Genomic DNA, 16629 nt, shown 5'->3' on the forward strand with positions numbered 1-16629 from the left:
CACAGGACGTGGTAAATCCGTCTCGTCCTTATTATGGCGAGCATTTCCACGATATGTCCAACAGTGCCAGAAAAGTATGACAGTTATTTTTTTGTTGGGGATTTTAGAAGGTTGGAGAAGGGAATATCGGGTAATGCAATGAACAGGTCGGGTAAGCGCAGCAGCGCCACCCGACGTAACAAACTACTCTTCGGCCGCATAACCCTGCGGGGGTAACTTCACGCCGTCCAGCCAGGCTGCGCCGTCGCGCATTTCGAGACGCCCGTCGACAAACCAGCTGACCACCAGCGGGTAAATGGCGTGTTCCTGGGTCTGCACGCGTTCGGTCACGTCTTCTTCGCTGTCGCCGTCAAAGACCGGAACTTTCGCCTGCAGGATCACCGGACCGCCGTCCAGCTCGTCGGTAACGAAATGCACGGAGGTACCGTGCTCCTCATCGCCGTTTTCCAGAACCTGACGATGGGTATGCAGGCCGGGATATTTTGGCAGCAGAGAAGGGTGGATATTCAGCAGACGACCGGCGAAGTGTTCGACGAAGGCCGGGCTCAGAATACGCATATAGCCCGCCAGCACGACCACGTCCGGCGCGTAGGCATCAATCTCATGCACCAGCTCGCGGTCAAAGGCTTCACGCCCGGCGAACTGGCTGGCTTCCAGCGCGTGCGCGGGAATGTTCGCATCCCGCGCGCGCTCAAGGCCGAACGCGTCGGCCTTGTTGCTGAAAACTGCCCGAATGGTGCCATTGATTTTCTTCTGCTTGCAGGCGTCTATGATGGCCTGCAAATTGCTTCCGTTGCCGGAAATGAGCACCACGATGTTTTTCATTCAATGACCACACGCTGTTCGGAATCGGAAGCTTTAATCGTACCGATTTTCCACGCGTTTTCACCTTTTTCAGTCAGCAGCTTAACCGCTTTATCCGCTTCGCTTGCCGGCAGGGCGATAACCATACCTACGCCGCAGTTAAAGGTGCGGTACATTTCGTGAGAGCTCACGTTGCCCGCGGTCTGCAGCCAGTTAAACACGGCTGGCCACTGCCATGAGGATTCGTCGATCACCGCCTGGGTGTTGTCCGGCAGGACGCGCGGGATGTTTTCCCAGAAGCCGCCGCCGGTCAGGTGAGCGATAGCGTGAACGTCGACGTTCTCGATAAGCTCAAGCACGTTTTTCACGTAGATGCGGGTCGGCGCCAGCAGATGGTCAGCCAGCGGTTTACCGTCCAGCTCGGTGGTCAGCGGGTCACAGCCGCTCACTTCGAGGATTTTACGCACCAGGGAGTAGCCGTTGGAGTGCGGGCCGCTGGAGGCCAGCGCGATCAGCACATCGCCATCGGCCACTTTGCTGCCGTCGATAATTTCTGATTTTTCTACTACGCCGACGCAGAAGCCCGCGACGTCATAATCTTCGCCGTGATACATGCCCGGCATTTCCGCGGTTTCACCACCGACCAGCGCACAGCCGGACTGCAGACAGCCTTCGGCGATACCGTTAATCACGCTGGCAGCGGTATCCACATCCAGTTTGCCGGTTGCGTAGTAATCGAGGAAGAACAGCGGCTCTGCGCCCTGTACCACCAGGTCATTCACGCACATCGCGACCAGATCGATACCGATCGTGTCGTGACGTTTTAAATCCATCGCCAGGCGCAGTTTGGTGCCTACACCGTCAGTACCCGAGACCAGAACAGGTTCACGATATTTTTGCGGCAGCGCGCACAGTGCGCCGAATCCACCCAGACCACCCATCACTTCCGGGCGGCGGGTTTTTTTCACCACACCTTTGATTCGGTCAACCAGCGCATTACCTGCGTCAATATCAACACCGGCATCTTTGTAGCTGAGAGAAGTTTTGTTGTTCACGGCTTAAATCCCCACGCGATTGCATAGCTAGTAAGAAAAATCGGCGCAATTCTAACAGTCCAGGCAAACGTTTGCGAGCCTATTCTGGACGTGGGGATCTTTTTTTCGGTGTACCTCGTGAATGCAGCCAAACTTGACTCTGTTCACGAAAATGAAACCGGTTTCTGAGAACTGCTTGCAACAGCTACGCCCTTTGCACATCATCGAAATGAAACCGGTTTCTGTAATTGTTTTTGCAGAAAATAACGCAGAATGAGGGAAAGCGAATGTCGGGATTTAAAGCAGATTTTCTGTGGGGCGGGGCCGTTGCGGCGCACCAGCTGGAAGGCGGCTGGAAAGAGGGCGGCAAGGGCGTGAGCGTCGCCGATGTGATGACCGCGGGGGCGCACGGCGTGCCGCGTGAAATCACCAACGGCGTGCTGGAGGGGAAAAATTATCCTAACCATGAAGCCATCGATTTCTACCACCGCTATAAAGAAGACATCAGACTCTTTGCCGAGATGGGGTTCAAATGCTTCCGCACCTCTATTGCCTGGACGCGGATCTTCCCGAAAGGCGACGAGCTTGAGCCTAACGAGGCTGGCCTGAAATTCTATGACGATCTGTTCGACGAATGCCTGAAGTACGGCATCGAACCGGTTATCACCCTGTCTCACTTCGAGATGCCTTTCCATCTGGTTACGGAATACGGCGGCTGGCGCAACCGTAAGCTGATCGACTTCTTCGTTCGTTTTGCAAAAGTGGTGTTCCAGCGCTACCAGCATAAGGTGAAGTACTGGATGACCTTCAACGAGATCAACAACCAGGCTAACTTCCACGAAGACTTTGCGCCGTTCACGAACTCCGGGCTGAAGTACGCGCCGGGTGAAGACCGTGAACCGGTGATGTTCCAGGCGGCGCACTACGAGCTCGTGGCCAGCGCCCTGGCGGTGAAGGCGGGGCGCGAGATTAACCCGTCGCTGCAGATCGGCTGCATGATTGCCATGTGTCCTATCTACCCGCTGACCTGTGCGCCGGACGATATGATGATGGCGATGAACGCCATGCACCGCCGCTACTGGTTCACCGACGTACACGTGCGCGGCAGGTACCCGCAGCACCTGCTCAACTACTTCGAACGTCGCGGTTTCGCGCTGGATATCACCGAAGAAGATAAAGCCGCGCTGAAGCAGGGCTGCGTCGATTACATCGGCTTCAGCTACTACATGTCCTTCGCCACCAAGGCGACGGCGGACAACCCGCAGCTGGATTACGACGAAAGCAAGAGCCTGGTCTCTAACCCGTACGTGCAGAAATCCGACTGGGGCTGGCAGATTGACCCGGTCGGGCTGCGTTACTCCCTGAACTGGTTCTGGGATCACTACCAGCTGCCGCTGTTTATCGTTGAGAACGGCTTTGGCGCGATCGACGTGCAGGAGAGCGACGGCACGGTGAACGACCAGTACCGTATTGATTATCTGGCCGCCCATATCCGCGAGATGAAAAAAGCGGTGGTGGAAGATGGCGTGGAGCTGATGGGCTACACCCCGTGGGGCTGCATCGACCTGGTGTCTGCCGGTACGGGCGAAATGAAAAAACGCTACGGCTTTATCTTTGTGGATAAAGACAATGAAGGGAACGGCACGCTGAACCGCAGTAAAAAGAAATCGTTCGACTGGTATAAGCAGGTGATTGCGAGCAACGGCGAGAACCTGTAATTGTCGGGTGGCGCTAACGCTTACCCGACCTACACTACACGTAGGCCCGCGTAAGCGCAGCGCCACCGGGCAGAACCCCGCACCCAAGCCGGAGTCTCGCCTCCGGTTTTTTTGTCTCTAAATCACTTTGCTTGATATACGTCAAGCAACATGGGTATGGCCTAATCCGAAAAAAGCGGTATAATCCCGCGATTTTTTTGCGGACGCCACCTCAGAGGAGAAAGAGAATGAAGATTGTGGAAGTGAAACACCCACTCGTTAAACACAAGTTGGGCCTGATGCGTGAGCATGACATCAGCACGAAGCGTTTTCGCGAACTGGCATCTGAAGTCGGCAGCCTGCTGACTTACGAAGCGACCTCTGATCTGGAAACAGAAAAAGTCACCATCGAAGGCTGGAACGGCCCGGTGCAGGTTGAGCAGATCAAAGGTAAGAAAATTACCGTGGTGCCAATTCTGCGTGCCGGTCTCGGCATGATGGAAGGCGTGCTGGAGCACGTGCCAAGCGCGCGTATCAGCGTGGTGGGCATCTACCGTAACGAAGAAACCCTCGAACCGGTTCCTTACTTCCAGAAGCTGGTCTCTAACATCGATGAGCGCATGGCGCTGGTGGTTGACCCAATGCTCGCGACCGGTGGCTCTATGATCGCCACCATCGACCTGCTGAAAAACGCGGGCTGTAACAGCATTAAGGTGCTGGTACTGGTTGCCGCTCCGGAAGGGATCGCGGCGCTGGAAAAAGCGCACCCGGACGTTGAGCTGTATACCGCCTCTATCGACCAGGGCCTGAACGAGCATGGGTACATCATCCCGGGGCTCGGCGATGCCGGCGATAAGATCTTTGGTACGAAATAATCGAATAACGATAAATAAGCCGACTTTGATAGTCGGCTTTTTTTTGAATAAAACACCAACAATACTACACAGAGGAAAACACTATGACGCGCCGTGCTATCGGGGTGAGTGAAAGACCGCCGCTTTTACAGACTATCCCGCTTAGTTTGCAGCACCTGTTCGCCATGTTTGGCGCAACCGTGCTGGTGCCAATCCTGTTCCACATTAACCCGGCCACCGTGCTGCTGTTCAACGGCATTGGTACGCTGCTGTACCTCTTTATCTGTAAAGGCAAAATTCCGGCGTATCTCGGGTCGAGCTTCGCCTTTATCTCGCCGGTGTTGCTGCTGCTGCCGCTGGGTTATGAAGTCGCGCTGGGCGGCTTTATCATGTGTGGCGTCCTGTTCTGCGTGGTGTCCTTCATTGTGAAGAAAGCCGGTACCGGCTGGCTGGACGTGATGTTCCCCCCTGCGGCGATGGGCGCCATCGTTGCGGTCATCGGTCTTGAGCTGGCGGGCGTCGCGGCGAATATGGCCGGTCTGCTGCCTGCTGACGGCCAGTCACCGGATTCCAAAACCATTATCATCTCGCTGGTAACCCTGGGCGTGACGGTGTTTGGCTCCGTGCTGTTCCGCGGCTTCATGGCGATTATCCCGATCCTGATCGGCGTGCTGGCGGGCTATGCGCTCTCCTTCGCGATGGGCGTGGTGGATACCACCCCGATCGCACAGGCCCACTGGTTCGCGCTGCCAACCTTCTATACGCCACGCTTTGAATGGTTTGCTATTTTCACCATTCTGCCTGCGGCGCTGGTGGTGATTGCGGAGCACGTCGGCCACCTGGTGGTGACGGCGAACATCGTTAAGCGCGATTTAATCCGCGACCCGGGTCTGCACCGCTCCATGTTTGCGAACGGTTTCTCCACCATCATCTCCGGTTTCTTCGGCTCGACGCCAAACACCACCTACGGTGAGAACATCGGCGTGATGGCGATTACCCGCGTCTACAGTACCTGGGTTATCGGCGGCGCGGCGATTATCGCCATTCTGCTCTCCTGCGTCGGTAAACTGGCGGCAGCGATTCAGATCATTCCGGTGCCGGTAATGGGCGGCGTTTCTCTGCTGCTGTACGGCGTGATCGGCGCCTCCGGTATTCGCGTGCTGATTGAATCCAAAGTGGATTACAGCAAGGCGCAAAACCTGATCCTGACCTCCGTTATCCTGATCATCGGCGTGAGCGGCGCGAAGGTACACATCGGTGCGGCCGAGCTGAAGGGCATGGCGCTGGCGACCATCGTCGGCGTGGGCCTGAGCCTGATCTTCAAGCTGATCTCGGTCATCCGCCCGGAAGAAGAAATTCTCGACGCAGACGACAGCGAAAAAGCACCACATTGATCGAAAAGTCGGGCGAGGGATCGCCCGGTTCTCTCCTTGCAGGTTCCGTGTTAAACTCCATTCCGATTTTACGTAGGATCTCTGGTTGAGGTATTTCTGAACGGACCGGCACAGCTCTCTCTGCCACTCTATCTCCCTGACGACGAAACTTTCGCGAGTTTCTGGCCGGGTGATAACCCCTCTTTACTGGCTGCACTGCAAAACGTGCTGCGCCAGGATCACAGCGGATACATCTATATCTGGTCACGCGAAGGCGCGGGGCGCAGCCATCTGCTGCATGCCGCCTGCGCGGAGCTTTCGGCGCGCGGTGATGCGGTAGGCTACGTGCCGCTGGATAAACGCACCTGGTTCGTGCCTGAGGTGCTGGAGGGAATGGAACATCTCTCGCTGGTCTGCATCGATAATATCGAATGCGTGGCGGGGGACGAGCCGTGGGAAATGGCGATCTTTAACCTCTACAACCGCATTCTGGAGTCGGGCAAAACCCGGCTGCTGATCACCGGCGATCGTCCGCCGAGACAGCTCAATCTGGGGCTGCCGGATCTGGCATCTCGTCTGGACTGGGGGCAAATCTACAAGCTCCAGCCGCTGTCAGATGAAGATAAGCTTCAGGCGTTACAGCTGCGCGCAAAGCAGCGCGGGTTTGAGCTGCCGGAGGACGTGGGGCGCTTCCTGCTCAAGCGTCTGGATCGCGAAATGCGCACGCTGTTTGACACGCTCGATCAGCTCGATCGCGCCTCCATTACCGCCCAGCGCAAGCTGACCATTCCGTTTGTGAAAGATATTCTCAAGCTTTGAGTTTGTTCGCCCGGTGGCGGCTGCGCCTTACCGGGCCTACGAAAACCTGCCGCCCTTTGTAGGCCGGGTAAGGCGTAGCCGCCACCCGGCTAAAGATCTCCCATCAGGTGTTCCACCAGCATCGGGATCGGTCTTCCCGATGCCACGCTCCTGCCGCTCTCTCGCCACAGCGCCGTACCGCTGATATCCAGATGCGCCCACGGAATGGTCGGCGGGCAAAAGTGGTGCAGCAGCCACGCCGCCGACGCACTGATTGCCGCATTGTTGGTCGGCGTGTTGCACAGATCGGCGATGGCGCTGTCGGTCTGTTTTTTCAGCCGCGCATCCAGCGGCAGGGACCACACTTCATCGCCACTCTGCTTACCCGCCAGCGTCAGCGCCGCACCCAGCGGTTCATCCTGCGTCATCAGCCCGCTCAGCTCATACCCCAGCGCCTTCACGACCGCACCGGTTAAGGTCGCCATATCAATAATATAGCGCGCCTGCGGATGACGAAGGCTGGCCCAGGCGATGGCGTCCGCCAGCACCAGTCGGCCTTCGGCATCGGTGTTGTTGATTTCAACCGTGGTGCCGTTGCAGGCCGTCGCCACCGTGCCGGGCTGCATGGCGTCCGGGCCGATGGCGTTTTCCGCCAGCGCCAGCACGCCCATGATGCGTACGGGCAGCGCCAGCTCTGCGACGGTCAGCATCAGGCCCAGCACGTTAGCCGCACCGCACATGTCGTATTTCATGGTGTACATGCCCGCGCCTTCCTTCAGCCACAGGCCGCCGGTATCAAAGGTTATGCCTTTTCCCACATAGCAGCGCACCGGGCCGTCGTTGACGCCGTCATAATGGATCGCCAGCAGGCGCGGCGGACAGGTCGCCCCTTTGCCAACGGCGTGCAGCAGCCCCAGACCCTGCTCAGCAATAGCCTTTTCGTTCAGCACTTCGCAGCGCAGGGCGGGGAAGGCGGCACAGAGCCTTTGCGCCTCTTCCACCACAAACTGCGGCGTGCATCGGTCGGACGGCATATCCGCCAGACGTCGCGCCGCGACCATGCCGCGGGCGATGGCCTGCTGCTGGCGGAAGACACCCTCCAGTTTTGCCTGCTGTTCCGGCAGGCAGAGGGCGGTGATGTGCGTAAGGCGCACCGCCGATTCATCCGTTTTCTTCAGCTTCAGGTCGCTCAGCCTGTGCGCCTGATTAAAGAGAAAGCGCAGTACCTGCGCCAGCACCACATCGTCGATATCGGTAACGTCCAGTATCAGCTCGGGGCTGACGGGCGAGGCCAGCAGCGGGCGCAGCGCCGTCAGTAATCCTTCGGTCAGGCTGTCCTGCCAGAGGGCATCCGGCAGGAGGGTGATCCGGGCAAAAGGCGCGCAGCCAAAGCGGGTGTCAGCGATGCTGGCAGACTCGCGCATTTCCGCGACCAGCGCTGTTTCGGGCAAATGCGTACAGGAGGCGGAGGCAATTAAATGGCTTTGCGGAGCCGCGTCAGAAAGCGCGGTGATAAACTGATACGTAATCATCATGACTCCTCAATCGGCGCGCGGATCCGCGCGGCATAGGCCTGCATCCACTCATCGTCTACGGCGTGATAATGCGTTTTCTCCCGCAGGCGTTCAGTACGAAAAACGGTGAGGGGCTGGCGAGCCGTCGCCACCACAAACGAGAAGGTTTTTATGTTGGTGGCGGCCCCGAATTCGCCCCTGTTGTTCATGCACACCACGGAAAGATCGCCCGCGCGGCCAAAGCGCGACATCAGCTTGTCTTCCAGCTCGAACACCACCGAATCCGCCGCCTGCTGGGGCGTCATACCCTGCGCCATGCGGCGGACAATTTCGTAGCTGGTGCAGCCTTTCATCAGATCTTCACCGACGCCCGTTGCGGTGGCCGCGCCGGTTTCACTGTCGCAGTAAAAGCCGGAACCAATAATGGGTGAATCCCCGAGTCGACCGCGTTTTTTCATGAACAGGCCGCTGGTGGAGGTGGCGACGCTCATTGACCCTTGTTTATCAAGGCCGATAATGCCGACGGTGTCATGCCCGTCGTAAGGGCTTAAGCCCTTATCCAGCGTTTCGCGGCAGCGTTTGCGGTAGTGCTGCATGGCGCGGTCAGTGAGCATGGTTTTGTCGGCGAAGCCCTGGCTCAGCGCCCATTCCCGCGCGCCCTGGCCGACAAGCAGGCTGTTGTAGCGCTGGCGGCTTAACGCATGCGCCACCCGCACCGGGTTGGCGATATCCACCAGGTTGCCCACGGCACCAAATGCCAGCGTATCGCCGTCCATGTAGGCGGCGTCCAGCTCTACTTCGCCATTTTCGGTGGGCAGCCCGCCGTAGCCGACGGATTTATAAAACGGAAAGTCTTCGACGGCGGCGACGGCATCCACCACCGCTGCAGAGACCTGTTTACCCGCAGCCAGCGCAGACGCAGACTCCGTAACGCCTTCAAGCGCCATTCTCCAGGTCGCGATAATTCCCCACATGCTTTACTCCTGTTTTGCAAGGGTGGTGTCGGTTTGCGTAACGGTGGCCATTTCCGCCGCGCGGTACTGTTTGTCCACGATACGCATAAAAGGCAGGTACAGCATGGCGCCAATCAGCAGGTTGATAAGCTGCATGACGCTGCCGCTCAGGTGTCCGGTAACGATAAAGCCGCTGATAACGGGCGGCAGCGTCCAGGGAATAAACACCCCGGTGGTGACGGCAACCGCGCCAATCTTCATCGCCGCATACTGCACGGTGACCAGCACCAGCGGCACCAGGTTGAACGGGATAAGCATGATCGGGTTCATGATCACCGGCAGGCCAAACAGGATCGGTTCGTTGATGTTAAACACCGATGCCCCGGCGCCGAGGCGCGCCACTTCACGCATGTTTTTGCTGCGGGCGAAAATCAGCATCGCAATCACCAGCGACAGCGTGGCCCCCGCGCCGCCCATCCAGATCATGTCAAAAAACTGTTCGGTGATAATGTGCGGCGGCGTCGTGCCTGCCTGAATCGCGGCGATGTTGTCGGTCTGGTTCTCCATCCACAGCGGGCGAATGATGCCGTTGATCATCGAGCCGGAGTTAATGCCCACTGACCACAGAATGGTGATGCTGAACACCGTCATCAGCGCGCCAAAGTAAGAGGTGCCGTAGTGGCGCACCGGCGTGGCAACCACTTCGTAAATAAACTGGTGGATGGTGTTGTAGTGGGTGTTTTCAAACACGATGCGGATACCCAGCACCAGAATCATCACCAGCAGGGCCGGGATCAGCGCGGCGAACGACTCCTGCACCGCCGGAGGCACGCCGTCCGGCATTTTGATCACCAGTTTTTTGCGCTTGAGCCAGCAGAACAGTTCCGTCCACAGCAGGGAACCGATCATCGCCACGAACAGCCCTTTGCTGCCAATCCACTCCACCGGAATGACGGTAATACCGCCGTTTTCCGCCACTTTGATAAAGGGCGTCAGGATGAGAAAGGCGACCAGCGCCAGGATACCGCAGGAGATGCGGTCTTCACCGTAGTGTTCCGCCAGGCGGAAGGCGACCAGGAAGCTGATGAACAGCGACATGGTGGAGAACACCGCGTTGAACGGGATTTCGATAATGGCGCTCCAGCTCTCACCAAAGGCCTGAGACATAAACTGCTGATAGGCTTGATTCGGGAACGACGAGATCACCAGCAGAATAGAGCCGACGATGATAAACGGCATGAAGGAGACGTAGGCGCCGCGAATGGCCCCGAGATGACGCTGCTGGGCCGTTTTGGCCGCCAGCGGCATCAGTTTTGCTTCGAGAAATCCCAGAACATTGTTCATTGTGAACTCCGTACAAGATTGAGGGGTGTTGTTTGTGTTATGTCTGTGGATTATCAGTGAAGCGCGGCGAGCGAAAGGTGAAATCGGTCACAAAGCAATCGCTGGTGTAATATAAATCTCATAAGATTAGTTCCGAGGATTCTGCGATGGAAATTAAACTGCATGCTAATGCCACCACGACGCCGCGCATCCGTCGCTATCTACAGCAGTCAGATAAAAGCGACAGGGAGCTGGCTACCGAGCTGGGTATTTCGGTCACTACCGTCAGGCGCTGGCGCAACCGCGAGCAGGTTTCGGATAATCACACGACGCCAAAAGTGATACACAAAGCATTGAGACAGGAGCAGGTTGCGCTGGTCAATGCCCTGCGGGATATCACTGGCGCCCCGCTGGACGAACTGCTGCAGATGGTCAATAGCGAACTCGGGATCGCCGTGTCCCGCGCGACCCTGAACCGCTACCTCAAACCGGCTTCGATAAAGCAGAAGGGCGCGACGTTGCAGGGAAAAAAGGCGCTGAAGGCTGGTATCGTGCCGCAAAAACTCCTGTTACATCATCAGCCTCTGTCGCTGCATATGGACGATGGCGGGGAACAGCATCTGCTGTGGGCGCGTGAACCCGTGAGCGGCTGGTGCTACGCCCGGCTGTACGCGGGCATTTCTCCGCAGCTGCTGGCCCACTGGACGAATGACGCTCTGGAAGCCTGTCCGGCTGATATTCAATCTGTTGAGACTTTTGGTTTCGAGGTGAAGCTTGAGGAGCGTAATATCACCGTGACAGCGCATCCACAGCAATACCGCGCCGTTCAGGTTGATCTACCGCTATGTGAAATCATCCCACGTCTGAACAGTGAACCGGCAGGCGAGCTGTTGATCCAGCTGTGCGAATTTTACAACCGCGGAAAAGCGCAGAAAAAGCTGGGAGAGAGTACGCCGCAGGCCTTTCTGGAAGCGCTGCGGCATAAGGACTAGAGGATCTCGAGCACGTCTTCCGGCGGGCGTCCAATGCGCGCCTGGCCGTTCGCCACCACTATCGGGCGCTCAATCAGCTTTGGATTTTCAACCATCGCCTGGATCAGCTCAGCCTCGGTGAGACGGCTGTCATCCAGGTTAAGCGACTTATACAGATCTTCTTTCTGACGCATCAGCTCTCTTGCACTGCCCATTCCCAGCATGTGCAGCAGCTGGCGGAGGGTTTGCGCGTCAGGTGGGGTGTCGAGGTACAGCACGACTTCCGGCTCAACGCCGTTAGACTTCAGCAGGCTCAGGGTATCGCGGCTCTTGGAGCAGCGAGGGTTGTGATAAATTTTTACGGCGTCTGTCATGACGTGAATTCTCCTTTATTACATCTTCTCGTACGGCTTAAAGCGCTGCTGCAGGCCGCGCAGCTGATCGATACGCGCGTCGTAACGGGCCTGCTGGAGGCTGCCGAGTTTGACCTGCGCGCTGGCGCTGCTGAGCGTGGAAATCGCCTGATCGAGGCGGCCCACCAGGGCAAAACCTTCGGCACGCGCCGCCAGCTCCTGATCGCGGTTGCCGAGCTGGGCTTCCGCCTGAGCGAGCAGATCCCAGCCGTTTTGATCGTCTTTATTGTTAAAGGTATAGCGGTTCAGAATGGTCGCCGCTTCGCCAGGCTGACCGCCCTGTAAGTAAGCGTTCGCCAGGTTAAGCTGCAGCACCGGGTTGGTACGGACGTCTTTCGCCCCCTTCAGACGGTTGATCGCATCGGCCGTTTTCTTCTGGCCCAGATCGATATCCGTCGACAGATCGAGGTACCACGGGTTGTTCGGGTCTGCAGCCAGAAGCGGTTGCAGCGCTTTGCGCGCCTCGTCGTATTTGCTGGCTTCCATCGCCTGGAGCGCCTGACCATACTGCGCGGCGTTTTTCTCACGCACGTTGCCTTTCGCCAGGGTATCCAGCAGATCGCTGGTGAGCTGGTTACGCCCGGAATTGTACATCCCCAGCGTTCTCACCTTCGCCATGTAGAAATCCTGCGAAGACTGGACCACCACCGGACGCATCTGGTTGGCACGGTTACGCGCGTCCGACAGGCGGCTTTCCGGCAGCGGGTGGGTCAGCAGAATTTCCGGCGGACGGGAAGAGTAACGCGCCTGATCGAGCAGTTTTTCGAGGAAGCTCGGCATGGCCTGCGGGTCAAAGCCCGAACGCTGCAGCACCTGAATCCCGATGCGGTCCGCTTCCTGTTCGTTTTGCTGGGTAAAGCTGATCATCCCCTGGCGCGTTCCCGCCAGCGTACCGGTCAGAGCTGCCATCCCGGCCTGCGGGCTGGCCATCGCCAGCAGAATGGAGCCCAGCGCGCCCACCCAGGTGAGGGGGGCGTTACGTTTCTGGTCTTCCATGGCGCGCGCCAGGTGGCGCTGGGTGACGTGCGAAATTTCGTGCGCCATTACCGAGGCCAGCTGGCTTTCGTTGTCGGAATAACGGAATAACGCCGAATGCAGCACCACGTTTCCGCCAAAGAAGGCGAAGGCGTTGATTTCGTCATTATTGATTAAATAGAAATGGAAGGGCGTTTTTACCGAGTCGGCGTGCGAAACCAGACGCATCCCCAGCCCGTTAATGTACTGTACCAGCAAAGGATCGTTGATCAGCGGGGCGCTGCCGCGCAGCTGGCGAACATAGTAATCCCCCATTTGCATCTCTTGCCCAATAGAGAGCGTGCTTCCTGCTGTGGTGCCCATGTCCGGCAATGAATCGGACGAGTCAGCAAAAGCGGGCAACACCTGACCGACCGTCACCGCGGCAATCAGTGTTGCAACCAGTGTTTTTCTCAACTGCCTGAACATAACCACTGTCCTGTATGTTGGATGTGCTAATTTGACCGATGAACCGGCATAACGTTCATCTCTGCTGCTCTGCGAGTGTAGCCGTGTTACAGCATGAAGAAAATCCCATTCATCAGGCTTTTGCGGATTGCGATCGGGATACAAAAAGCGAAAGTCTTTTTTGTGACAGTTAGATACAATCCACCGTCTCACTCCCGCCATTCGATTCAGGGAAGGGTTGTATGCTCGAAATGTTAATGCAGTGGTACCGGCGTCGGTTCAGCGACCCGGAAGCCATTGCTTTGTTGGTTATTCTGGTTGCCGGGTTCGGTATTCTGTTCTTCTTCAGCGGCCTGCTCGCTCCCCTGCTGGTGGCGATTGTGCTGGCGTACCTGCTGGAGTGGCCGACGGCGCGCCTGGAACACATCGGCTGTTCCCGCCGGTGGGCGACCAGCATCGTGCTGGTGCTGTTTGTCGGCATCCTGCTGCTAATGGCCTTTGTGGTAATGCCGGTCGCCTGGCAGCAGGGAATTAACCTGATCCGCGACATGCCCGGCATGTTGAACAAGCTGTCTGATTTTGCCGCCACGCTGCCGCGCCGTTACCCGGCCCTGATGGATGCCGGGATTATTGACGCGATGGCCGAAAATATGCGCGCCCGCATCATGACGATGGGCGATTCGGTGGTGAAGTACTCTCTGGCCTCGCTGGTCGGGCTGCTGACGCTGGCGGTTTACCTTGTGCTCGTGCCGCTGATGGTCTTCTTCCTGGTGAAAGATAAAGATCAGATGCTCAACGCCGTGCGCCGTATTCTGCCGCGCAACCGCGGGCTGGCAGGGCAGGTCTGGGAAGAGATGAACCAGCAGATCACCAACTACATTCGCGGCAAGGTGCTGGAGATGATTGTCGTGGGGGTCGCCACCTGGATTGGCTTCCTGATTTTCGGCCTGAACTACTCGCTGCTGCTGGCGGTGCTGGTGGGGCTGTCGGTCCTGATTCCGTACATCGGCGCGTTTGTGGTGACCATTCCGGTTGTTGGCGTCGCGCTGTTCCAGTTTGGGCTGGGGACAGAGTTCTGGAGCTGCTTTGCGGTGTACCTGATTATTCAGGGCCTGGACGGTAACCTGCTGGTACCGGTGCTGTTCTCCGAAGCTGTGAACCTGCATCCGCTGGTGATTATCTTATCCGTGGTGATTTTCGGCGGGCTGTGGGGATTCTGGGGCGTGTTCTTTGCGATTCCGCTGGCGACGCTAATTAAGGCTGTGGTCCACGCGTGGCCGGATGTGCCGGCGGTGGAAGAGAAGTAGTTTATGTGCGGCCTGATGCCCTCACTCCGACCCTCTCCCACGGGGAGAGGGGGAAAACATTAAAAACGGCAACCTGGGTTGCCGTTTTGCTGTTTATCAGGCGCTTGCTTTCAGCCAGTTCAACACCACGTCGTGGTGGTTGCTGGTTTTGAAGTCGTCAAACACATGTTCAACTTTACCGTCAGCGTCAATCAGGAAGCTAATGCGGTGAATGCCGTCGTAGGTTTTACCCATAAACGTCTTCTCGCCCCAGACGCCGAACTGCTCGCACACCTGATGATCTTCATCAGAAAGCAGCGTGAAGTTCAGCAGCTCTTTTTCAGCAAATCGTGACAGCTTTTCTGGTTTATCCGTGCTGATACCCAGCACTTCCACACCGACTTTTTTCAACTCGTCCATGTTGTCGCGTAAGCCGCAGGCCTGTACGGTGCAGCCGGGGGTCATGGCTTTCGGGTAGAAATAGACCAGAACACGCTGTCCCTGGAAGTCGGTCAAATTTACTTGCTCGCCGTCTTGATCCGGTAAGCTAAATTTCGGTGCGATGTCACCGGCTTTCAGTGGGTTCATTACTCAACTCCATCCTGTTCGTGCTGCGAATAATTGACGACGCTTATACTGCCCTGCGCGTTTAATTCTGTACAGAGGGCTTTGAACGCTTGCTCGATATTTGACGCATCCTGTGAGGCAGGGCTGTGCGCGGTAATTTGAATAAACAGCACCGGAAGACCCTGGTCATCGCTTGTCTGCGTACGGGAAACCAGTTCGGCAATATTCATCTGATGATTGTCAAAAAGCGCGGTGAAACGCTCAATCAGATGCGGTGAATCAGGCACTTCAACCTGCACCCAGACGGTAGAAGGCAGTGCCGGACGCGGACGCGCAGTGGTGCGCTTCATGACAATCAGCAAATCCAGTTCGGCCCCCTTCAGCGGCAGGGTCGATTCAATCAACGTAATGGCGTTCCATGTCCCGGAAAGCAACATAATAAATGTGAACTCTTCGCCAAGCATCGCCAGACGGCTGTCTTCGATATTACAGCCGCAGCTGCTTACGTGACGGGTGATGGTGTTCACGATACCCGGCCTGTCGGCACCCAGCGCAGTGATAACCAGGTAATGTTGTGATGAGGTTGTCAAACCTGTTCTTCCTTTGCATGGTTAAGTCTTCCTAAGGAAAGCATAAAAAAAACATGCATACAACCGCCTGCGAGCCTCAGGTCGCTTGCTTTTATTACAGTTCCAAACGTAACATTGAGGCTCTTGTTCGCACAGAGGATGGCTCATGTTCACGGGAAGTATTGTCGCGCTTGTTACACCGATGGATGAAAAAGGTAATGTCTGCCGGTCAAGCATGAAGAAGCTCATTGATTACCATGTCGCCAACGGAACCTCGGCGATCGTTTCGGTAGGGACTACCGGTGAATCCGCAACGCTGAGCCACGACGAGCACGGCGATGTGGTGATGCTGACCCTGGAACTGGCGGACGGACGTATTCCGGTCATCGCGGGGACAGGGGCTAATGCAACCGCAGAAGCTATCAGCCTGACCAAGCGTTTTAACGACAGCGGCATCGTGGGCTGTCTGACGGTGACCCCTTATTACAACCGTCCTACTCAGGAAGGTTTGTTCCAGCACTTCAAAGCCATCGCTGAACATACTGACTTGCCACAAATTCTGTATAATGTGCCGTCCCGTACCGGTTGCGATATGCTGCCGGAAACCGTTGGTCGTCTCTCGGAAGTAAAAAATATTATCGGTATTAAAGAGGCGACAGGGAACTTAAGCCGCGTTCATCAGATCAAAGAGCTGGTTTCAGACGACTTTATCCTGTTGAGTGGTGATGATGCGACCGCGCTGGACTTTATGCAGCTCGGTGGTCATGGCGTGATCTCCGTAACGTCAAACGTTGCGGCGCGCGATATGGCTGAAATGTGCAAACTGGCCGCAGCCGGTCACTTTGATGAAGCGCGCGTCATTAATCAGCGTCTGATGCCGCTGCACAATAAATTATTTGTCGAACCCAATCCGATCCCAGTGAAATGGGCATGTAAGGAGTTGGGGCTTGTAGCAACCGATACGCTGCGTCTGCCAATGACACCGATTACCGACCACGGTCGTGACATCGTCAGGGCGGCGCTGAAGCATGCCGGTTTGCTGTAGAGTTTA

16 protein-coding genes are annotated in these 16629 nt (G+C 57.0%); 7 read left to right on the top strand and 9 right to left on the bottom strand.

Features of this window, described 5'->3' with window-relative positions; all coding sequences use genetic code 11:
- Nucleotides 1-183: 183 nt before the first annotated feature.
- Both purN and purM read right to left on the bottom strand, forming a co-directional pair.
- Nucleotides 184-825 (bottom strand): phosphoribosylglycinamide formyltransferase, encoded by a 642-nt coding sequence (purN, locus tag HCH49_RS00505; RefSeq protein WP_196354959.1) that lies wholly within the window; start codon nucleotides 823-825, stop codon nucleotides 184-186.
- On the bottom strand, nucleotides 822-1859 hold the full coding sequence (gene purM / locus HCH49_RS00510) for a phosphoribosylformylglycinamidine cyclo-ligase (RefSeq protein WP_221701980.1): 1038 nt from the start codon (nucleotides 1857-1859) through the stop codon (nucleotides 822-824). The genes purN and purM overlap by 4 nt, the downstream gene beginning before the upstream one ends.
- Nucleotides 1860-2125: 266 nt before the next feature.
- Here purM and HCH49_RS00515 point away from each other — a divergent pair, with 266 nt between their 5' ends.
- From HCH49_RS00515 to HCH49_RS00530, 4 genes are all read left to right on the top strand, one after another.
- A complete protein-coding gene (locus tag HCH49_RS00515; protein ID WP_221701981.1) occupies nucleotides 2126-3556 on the top strand; it encodes a 6-phospho-beta-glucosidase in 1431 nt (476 codons plus the stop codon).
- A 227-nt stretch (nucleotides 3557-3783) separates the two neighbouring features.
- Complete coding sequence (gene upp, locus HCH49_RS00520) at nucleotides 3784-4410, top strand: uracil phosphoribosyltransferase (RefSeq protein ID WP_023308769.1); 627 nt, start codon at nucleotides 3784-3786, stop codon at nucleotides 4408-4410.
- Between the two features lie 83 nt (nucleotides 4411-4493).
- Nucleotides 4494-5783 (top strand): uracil permease, encoded by a 1290-nt coding sequence (gene uraA / locus HCH49_RS00525; RefSeq protein WP_029739962.1) that lies wholly within the window; start codon nucleotides 4494-4496, stop codon nucleotides 5781-5783.
- Nucleotides 5784-5879: 96 nt separating this feature from the next.
- A complete protein-coding gene (locus tag HCH49_RS00530) occupies nucleotides 5880-6581 on the top strand; it encodes a DnaA inactivator Hda (RefSeq protein ID WP_211438414.1) in 702 nt (233 codons plus the stop codon).
- Nucleotides 6582-6670: 89 nt separating this feature from the next.
- On the opposite strand, the gene HCH49_RS00535 is transcribed toward HCH49_RS00530, so the two are convergent.
- The 3 genes from HCH49_RS00535 to celB are packed head-to-tail and all read right to left on the bottom strand — an operon-like array spanning nucleotide 6671 to nucleotide 10371.
- Nucleotides 6671-8092 (bottom strand): M17 family metallopeptidase, encoded by a 1422-nt coding sequence (locus HCH49_RS00535; RefSeq protein ID WP_221702876.1) that lies wholly within the window; start codon nucleotides 8090-8092, stop codon nucleotides 6671-6673.
- The gene (locus HCH49_RS00540) at nucleotides 8092-9048 is read right to left on the bottom strand and encodes a N(4)-(beta-N-acetylglucosaminyl)-L-asparaginase (RefSeq protein WP_087823087.1); all 957 of its coding nucleotides are present in this window, start codon (nucleotides 9046-9048) and stop codon (nucleotides 8092-8094) included. Before HCH49_RS00540 ends, HCH49_RS00535 begins: the two co-directional genes overlap by 1 nt.
- A 3-nt stretch (nucleotides 9049-9051) precedes the next feature.
- Complete coding sequence (gene celB / locus HCH49_RS00545; protein WP_024907562.1) at nucleotides 9052-10371, bottom strand: PTS cellobiose transporter subunit IIC; 1320 nt, start codon at nucleotides 10369-10371, stop codon at nucleotides 9052-9054.
- Between the two features lie 146 nt (nucleotides 10372-10517).
- On the opposite strand from celB, the gene HCH49_RS00550 reads away from it, so the two are divergent.
- On the top strand, nucleotides 10518-11342 hold the full coding sequence (locus HCH49_RS00550; RefSeq protein ID WP_087823086.1) for a helix-turn-helix domain-containing protein: 825 nt from the start codon (nucleotides 10518-10520) through the stop codon (nucleotides 11340-11342).
- Here HCH49_RS00550 and arsC read toward each other — a convergent pair.
- Entirely contained in the window at nucleotides 11339-11695 is a 357-nt protein-coding gene (gene arsC, locus HCH49_RS00555) for an arsenate reductase (glutaredoxin) (RefSeq protein ID WP_023308762.1), read from the bottom strand. The genes HCH49_RS00550 and arsC overlap by 4 nt on opposite strands.
- Before the next feature lie 18 nt (nucleotides 11696-11713).
- Entirely contained in the window at nucleotides 11714-13177 is a 1464-nt protein-coding gene (gene bepA / locus HCH49_RS00560; protein ID WP_033146173.1) for a beta-barrel assembly-enhancing protease, read from the bottom strand.
- Between the two features lie 221 nt (nucleotides 13178-13398).
- Here bepA and HCH49_RS00565 point away from each other — a divergent pair, with 221 nt between their 5' ends.
- Nucleotides 13399-14463: an AI-2E family transporter gene (locus tag HCH49_RS00565; RefSeq protein WP_033146172.1), complete on the top strand. Its 1065-nt coding sequence runs from the start codon at nucleotides 13399-13401 to the stop codon at nucleotides 14461-14463.
- A gap of 96 nt (nucleotides 14464-14559) precedes the next feature.
- Here HCH49_RS00565 and bcp read toward each other — a convergent pair whose 3' ends face one another.
- A complete protein-coding gene (gene bcp / locus HCH49_RS00570) occupies nucleotides 14560-15030 on the bottom strand; it encodes a thioredoxin-dependent thiol peroxidase (RefSeq protein WP_032659360.1) in 471 nt (156 codons plus the stop codon).
- On the bottom strand, nucleotides 15030-15599 hold the full coding sequence (locus tag HCH49_RS00575) for a glycine cleavage system transcriptional repressor (RefSeq protein WP_045888584.1): 570 nt from the start codon (nucleotides 15597-15599) through the stop codon (nucleotides 15030-15032). Before HCH49_RS00575 ends, bcp begins: the two co-directional genes overlap by 1 nt.
- 145 nt (nucleotides 15600-15744) lie before the next feature.
- Here HCH49_RS00575 and dapA point away from each other — a divergent pair, with 145 nt between their 5' ends.
- Nucleotides 15745-16623 carry a 4-hydroxy-tetrahydrodipicolinate synthase gene (gene dapA, locus HCH49_RS00580; protein WP_033146170.1) on the top strand — a complete coding sequence of 293 codons (879 nt, stop codon included), beginning with the start codon at nucleotides 15745-15747 and terminating at the stop codon, nucleotides 16621-16623.
- The last annotated feature ends 6 nt before the right edge of the window (nucleotides 16624-16629 follow it).

It is taken from the genome of Enterobacter sp. Y17 (assembly GCF_019730495.1).
Classification (GTDB): domain Bacteria; phylum Pseudomonadota; class Gammaproteobacteria; order Enterobacterales; family Enterobacteriaceae; genus Enterobacter; species Enterobacter asburiae_B.

Excerpts from the sequence above, each read along its gene's own strand:
- purN (WP_196354959.1), bottom strand. The coding sequence starts at position 825 with ATGAAAAACATCGTGGTGCTCATTTCCGGCAACGGAAGCAATTTGCAG.
- HCH49_RS00515 (WP_221701981.1), top strand. The coding sequence starts at position 2,126 with ATGTCGGGATTTAAAGCAGATTTTCTGTGGGGCGGGGCCGTTGCGGCG.
- upp (WP_023308769.1), top strand. The coding sequence starts at position 3,784 with ATGAAGATTGTGGAAGTGAAACACCCACTCGTTAAACACAAGTTGGGC.
- uraA (WP_029739962.1), top strand. The coding sequence starts at position 4,494 with ATGACGCGCCGTGCTATCGGGGTGAGTGAAAGACCGCCGCTTTTACAG.
- HCH49_RS00535 (WP_221702876.1), bottom strand. The coding sequence starts at position 8,092 with ATGATTACGTATCAGTTTATCACCGCGCTTTCTGACGCGGCTCCGCAA.
- HCH49_RS00540 (WP_087823087.1), bottom strand. The coding sequence starts at position 9,048 with ATGTGGGGAATTATCGCGACCTGGAGAATGGCGCTTGAAGGCGTTACG.
- celB (WP_024907562.1), bottom strand. The coding sequence starts at position 10,371 with ATGAACAATGTTCTGGGATTTCTCGAAGCAAAACTGATGCCGCTGGCG.
- HCH49_RS00550 (WP_087823086.1), top strand. The coding sequence starts at position 10,518 with ATGGAAATTAAACTGCATGCTAATGCCACCACGACGCCGCGCATCCGT.
- arsC (WP_023308762.1), bottom strand. The coding sequence starts at position 11,695 with ATGACAGACGCCGTAAAAATTTATCACAACCCTCGCTGCTCCAAGAGC.
- bepA (WP_033146173.1), bottom strand. The coding sequence starts at position 13,177 with ATGTTCAGGCAGTTGAGAAAAACACTGGTTGCAACACTGATTGCCGCG.
- HCH49_RS00565 (WP_033146172.1), top strand. The coding sequence starts at position 13,399 with ATGCTCGAAATGTTAATGCAGTGGTACCGGCGTCGGTTCAGCGACCCG.
- bcp (WP_032659360.1), bottom strand. The coding sequence starts at position 15,030 with ATGAACCCACTGAAAGCCGGTGACATCGCACCGAAATTTAGCTTACCG.
- dapA (WP_033146170.1), top strand. The coding sequence starts at position 15,745 with ATGTTCACGGGAAGTATTGTCGCGCTTGTTACACCGATGGATGAAAAA.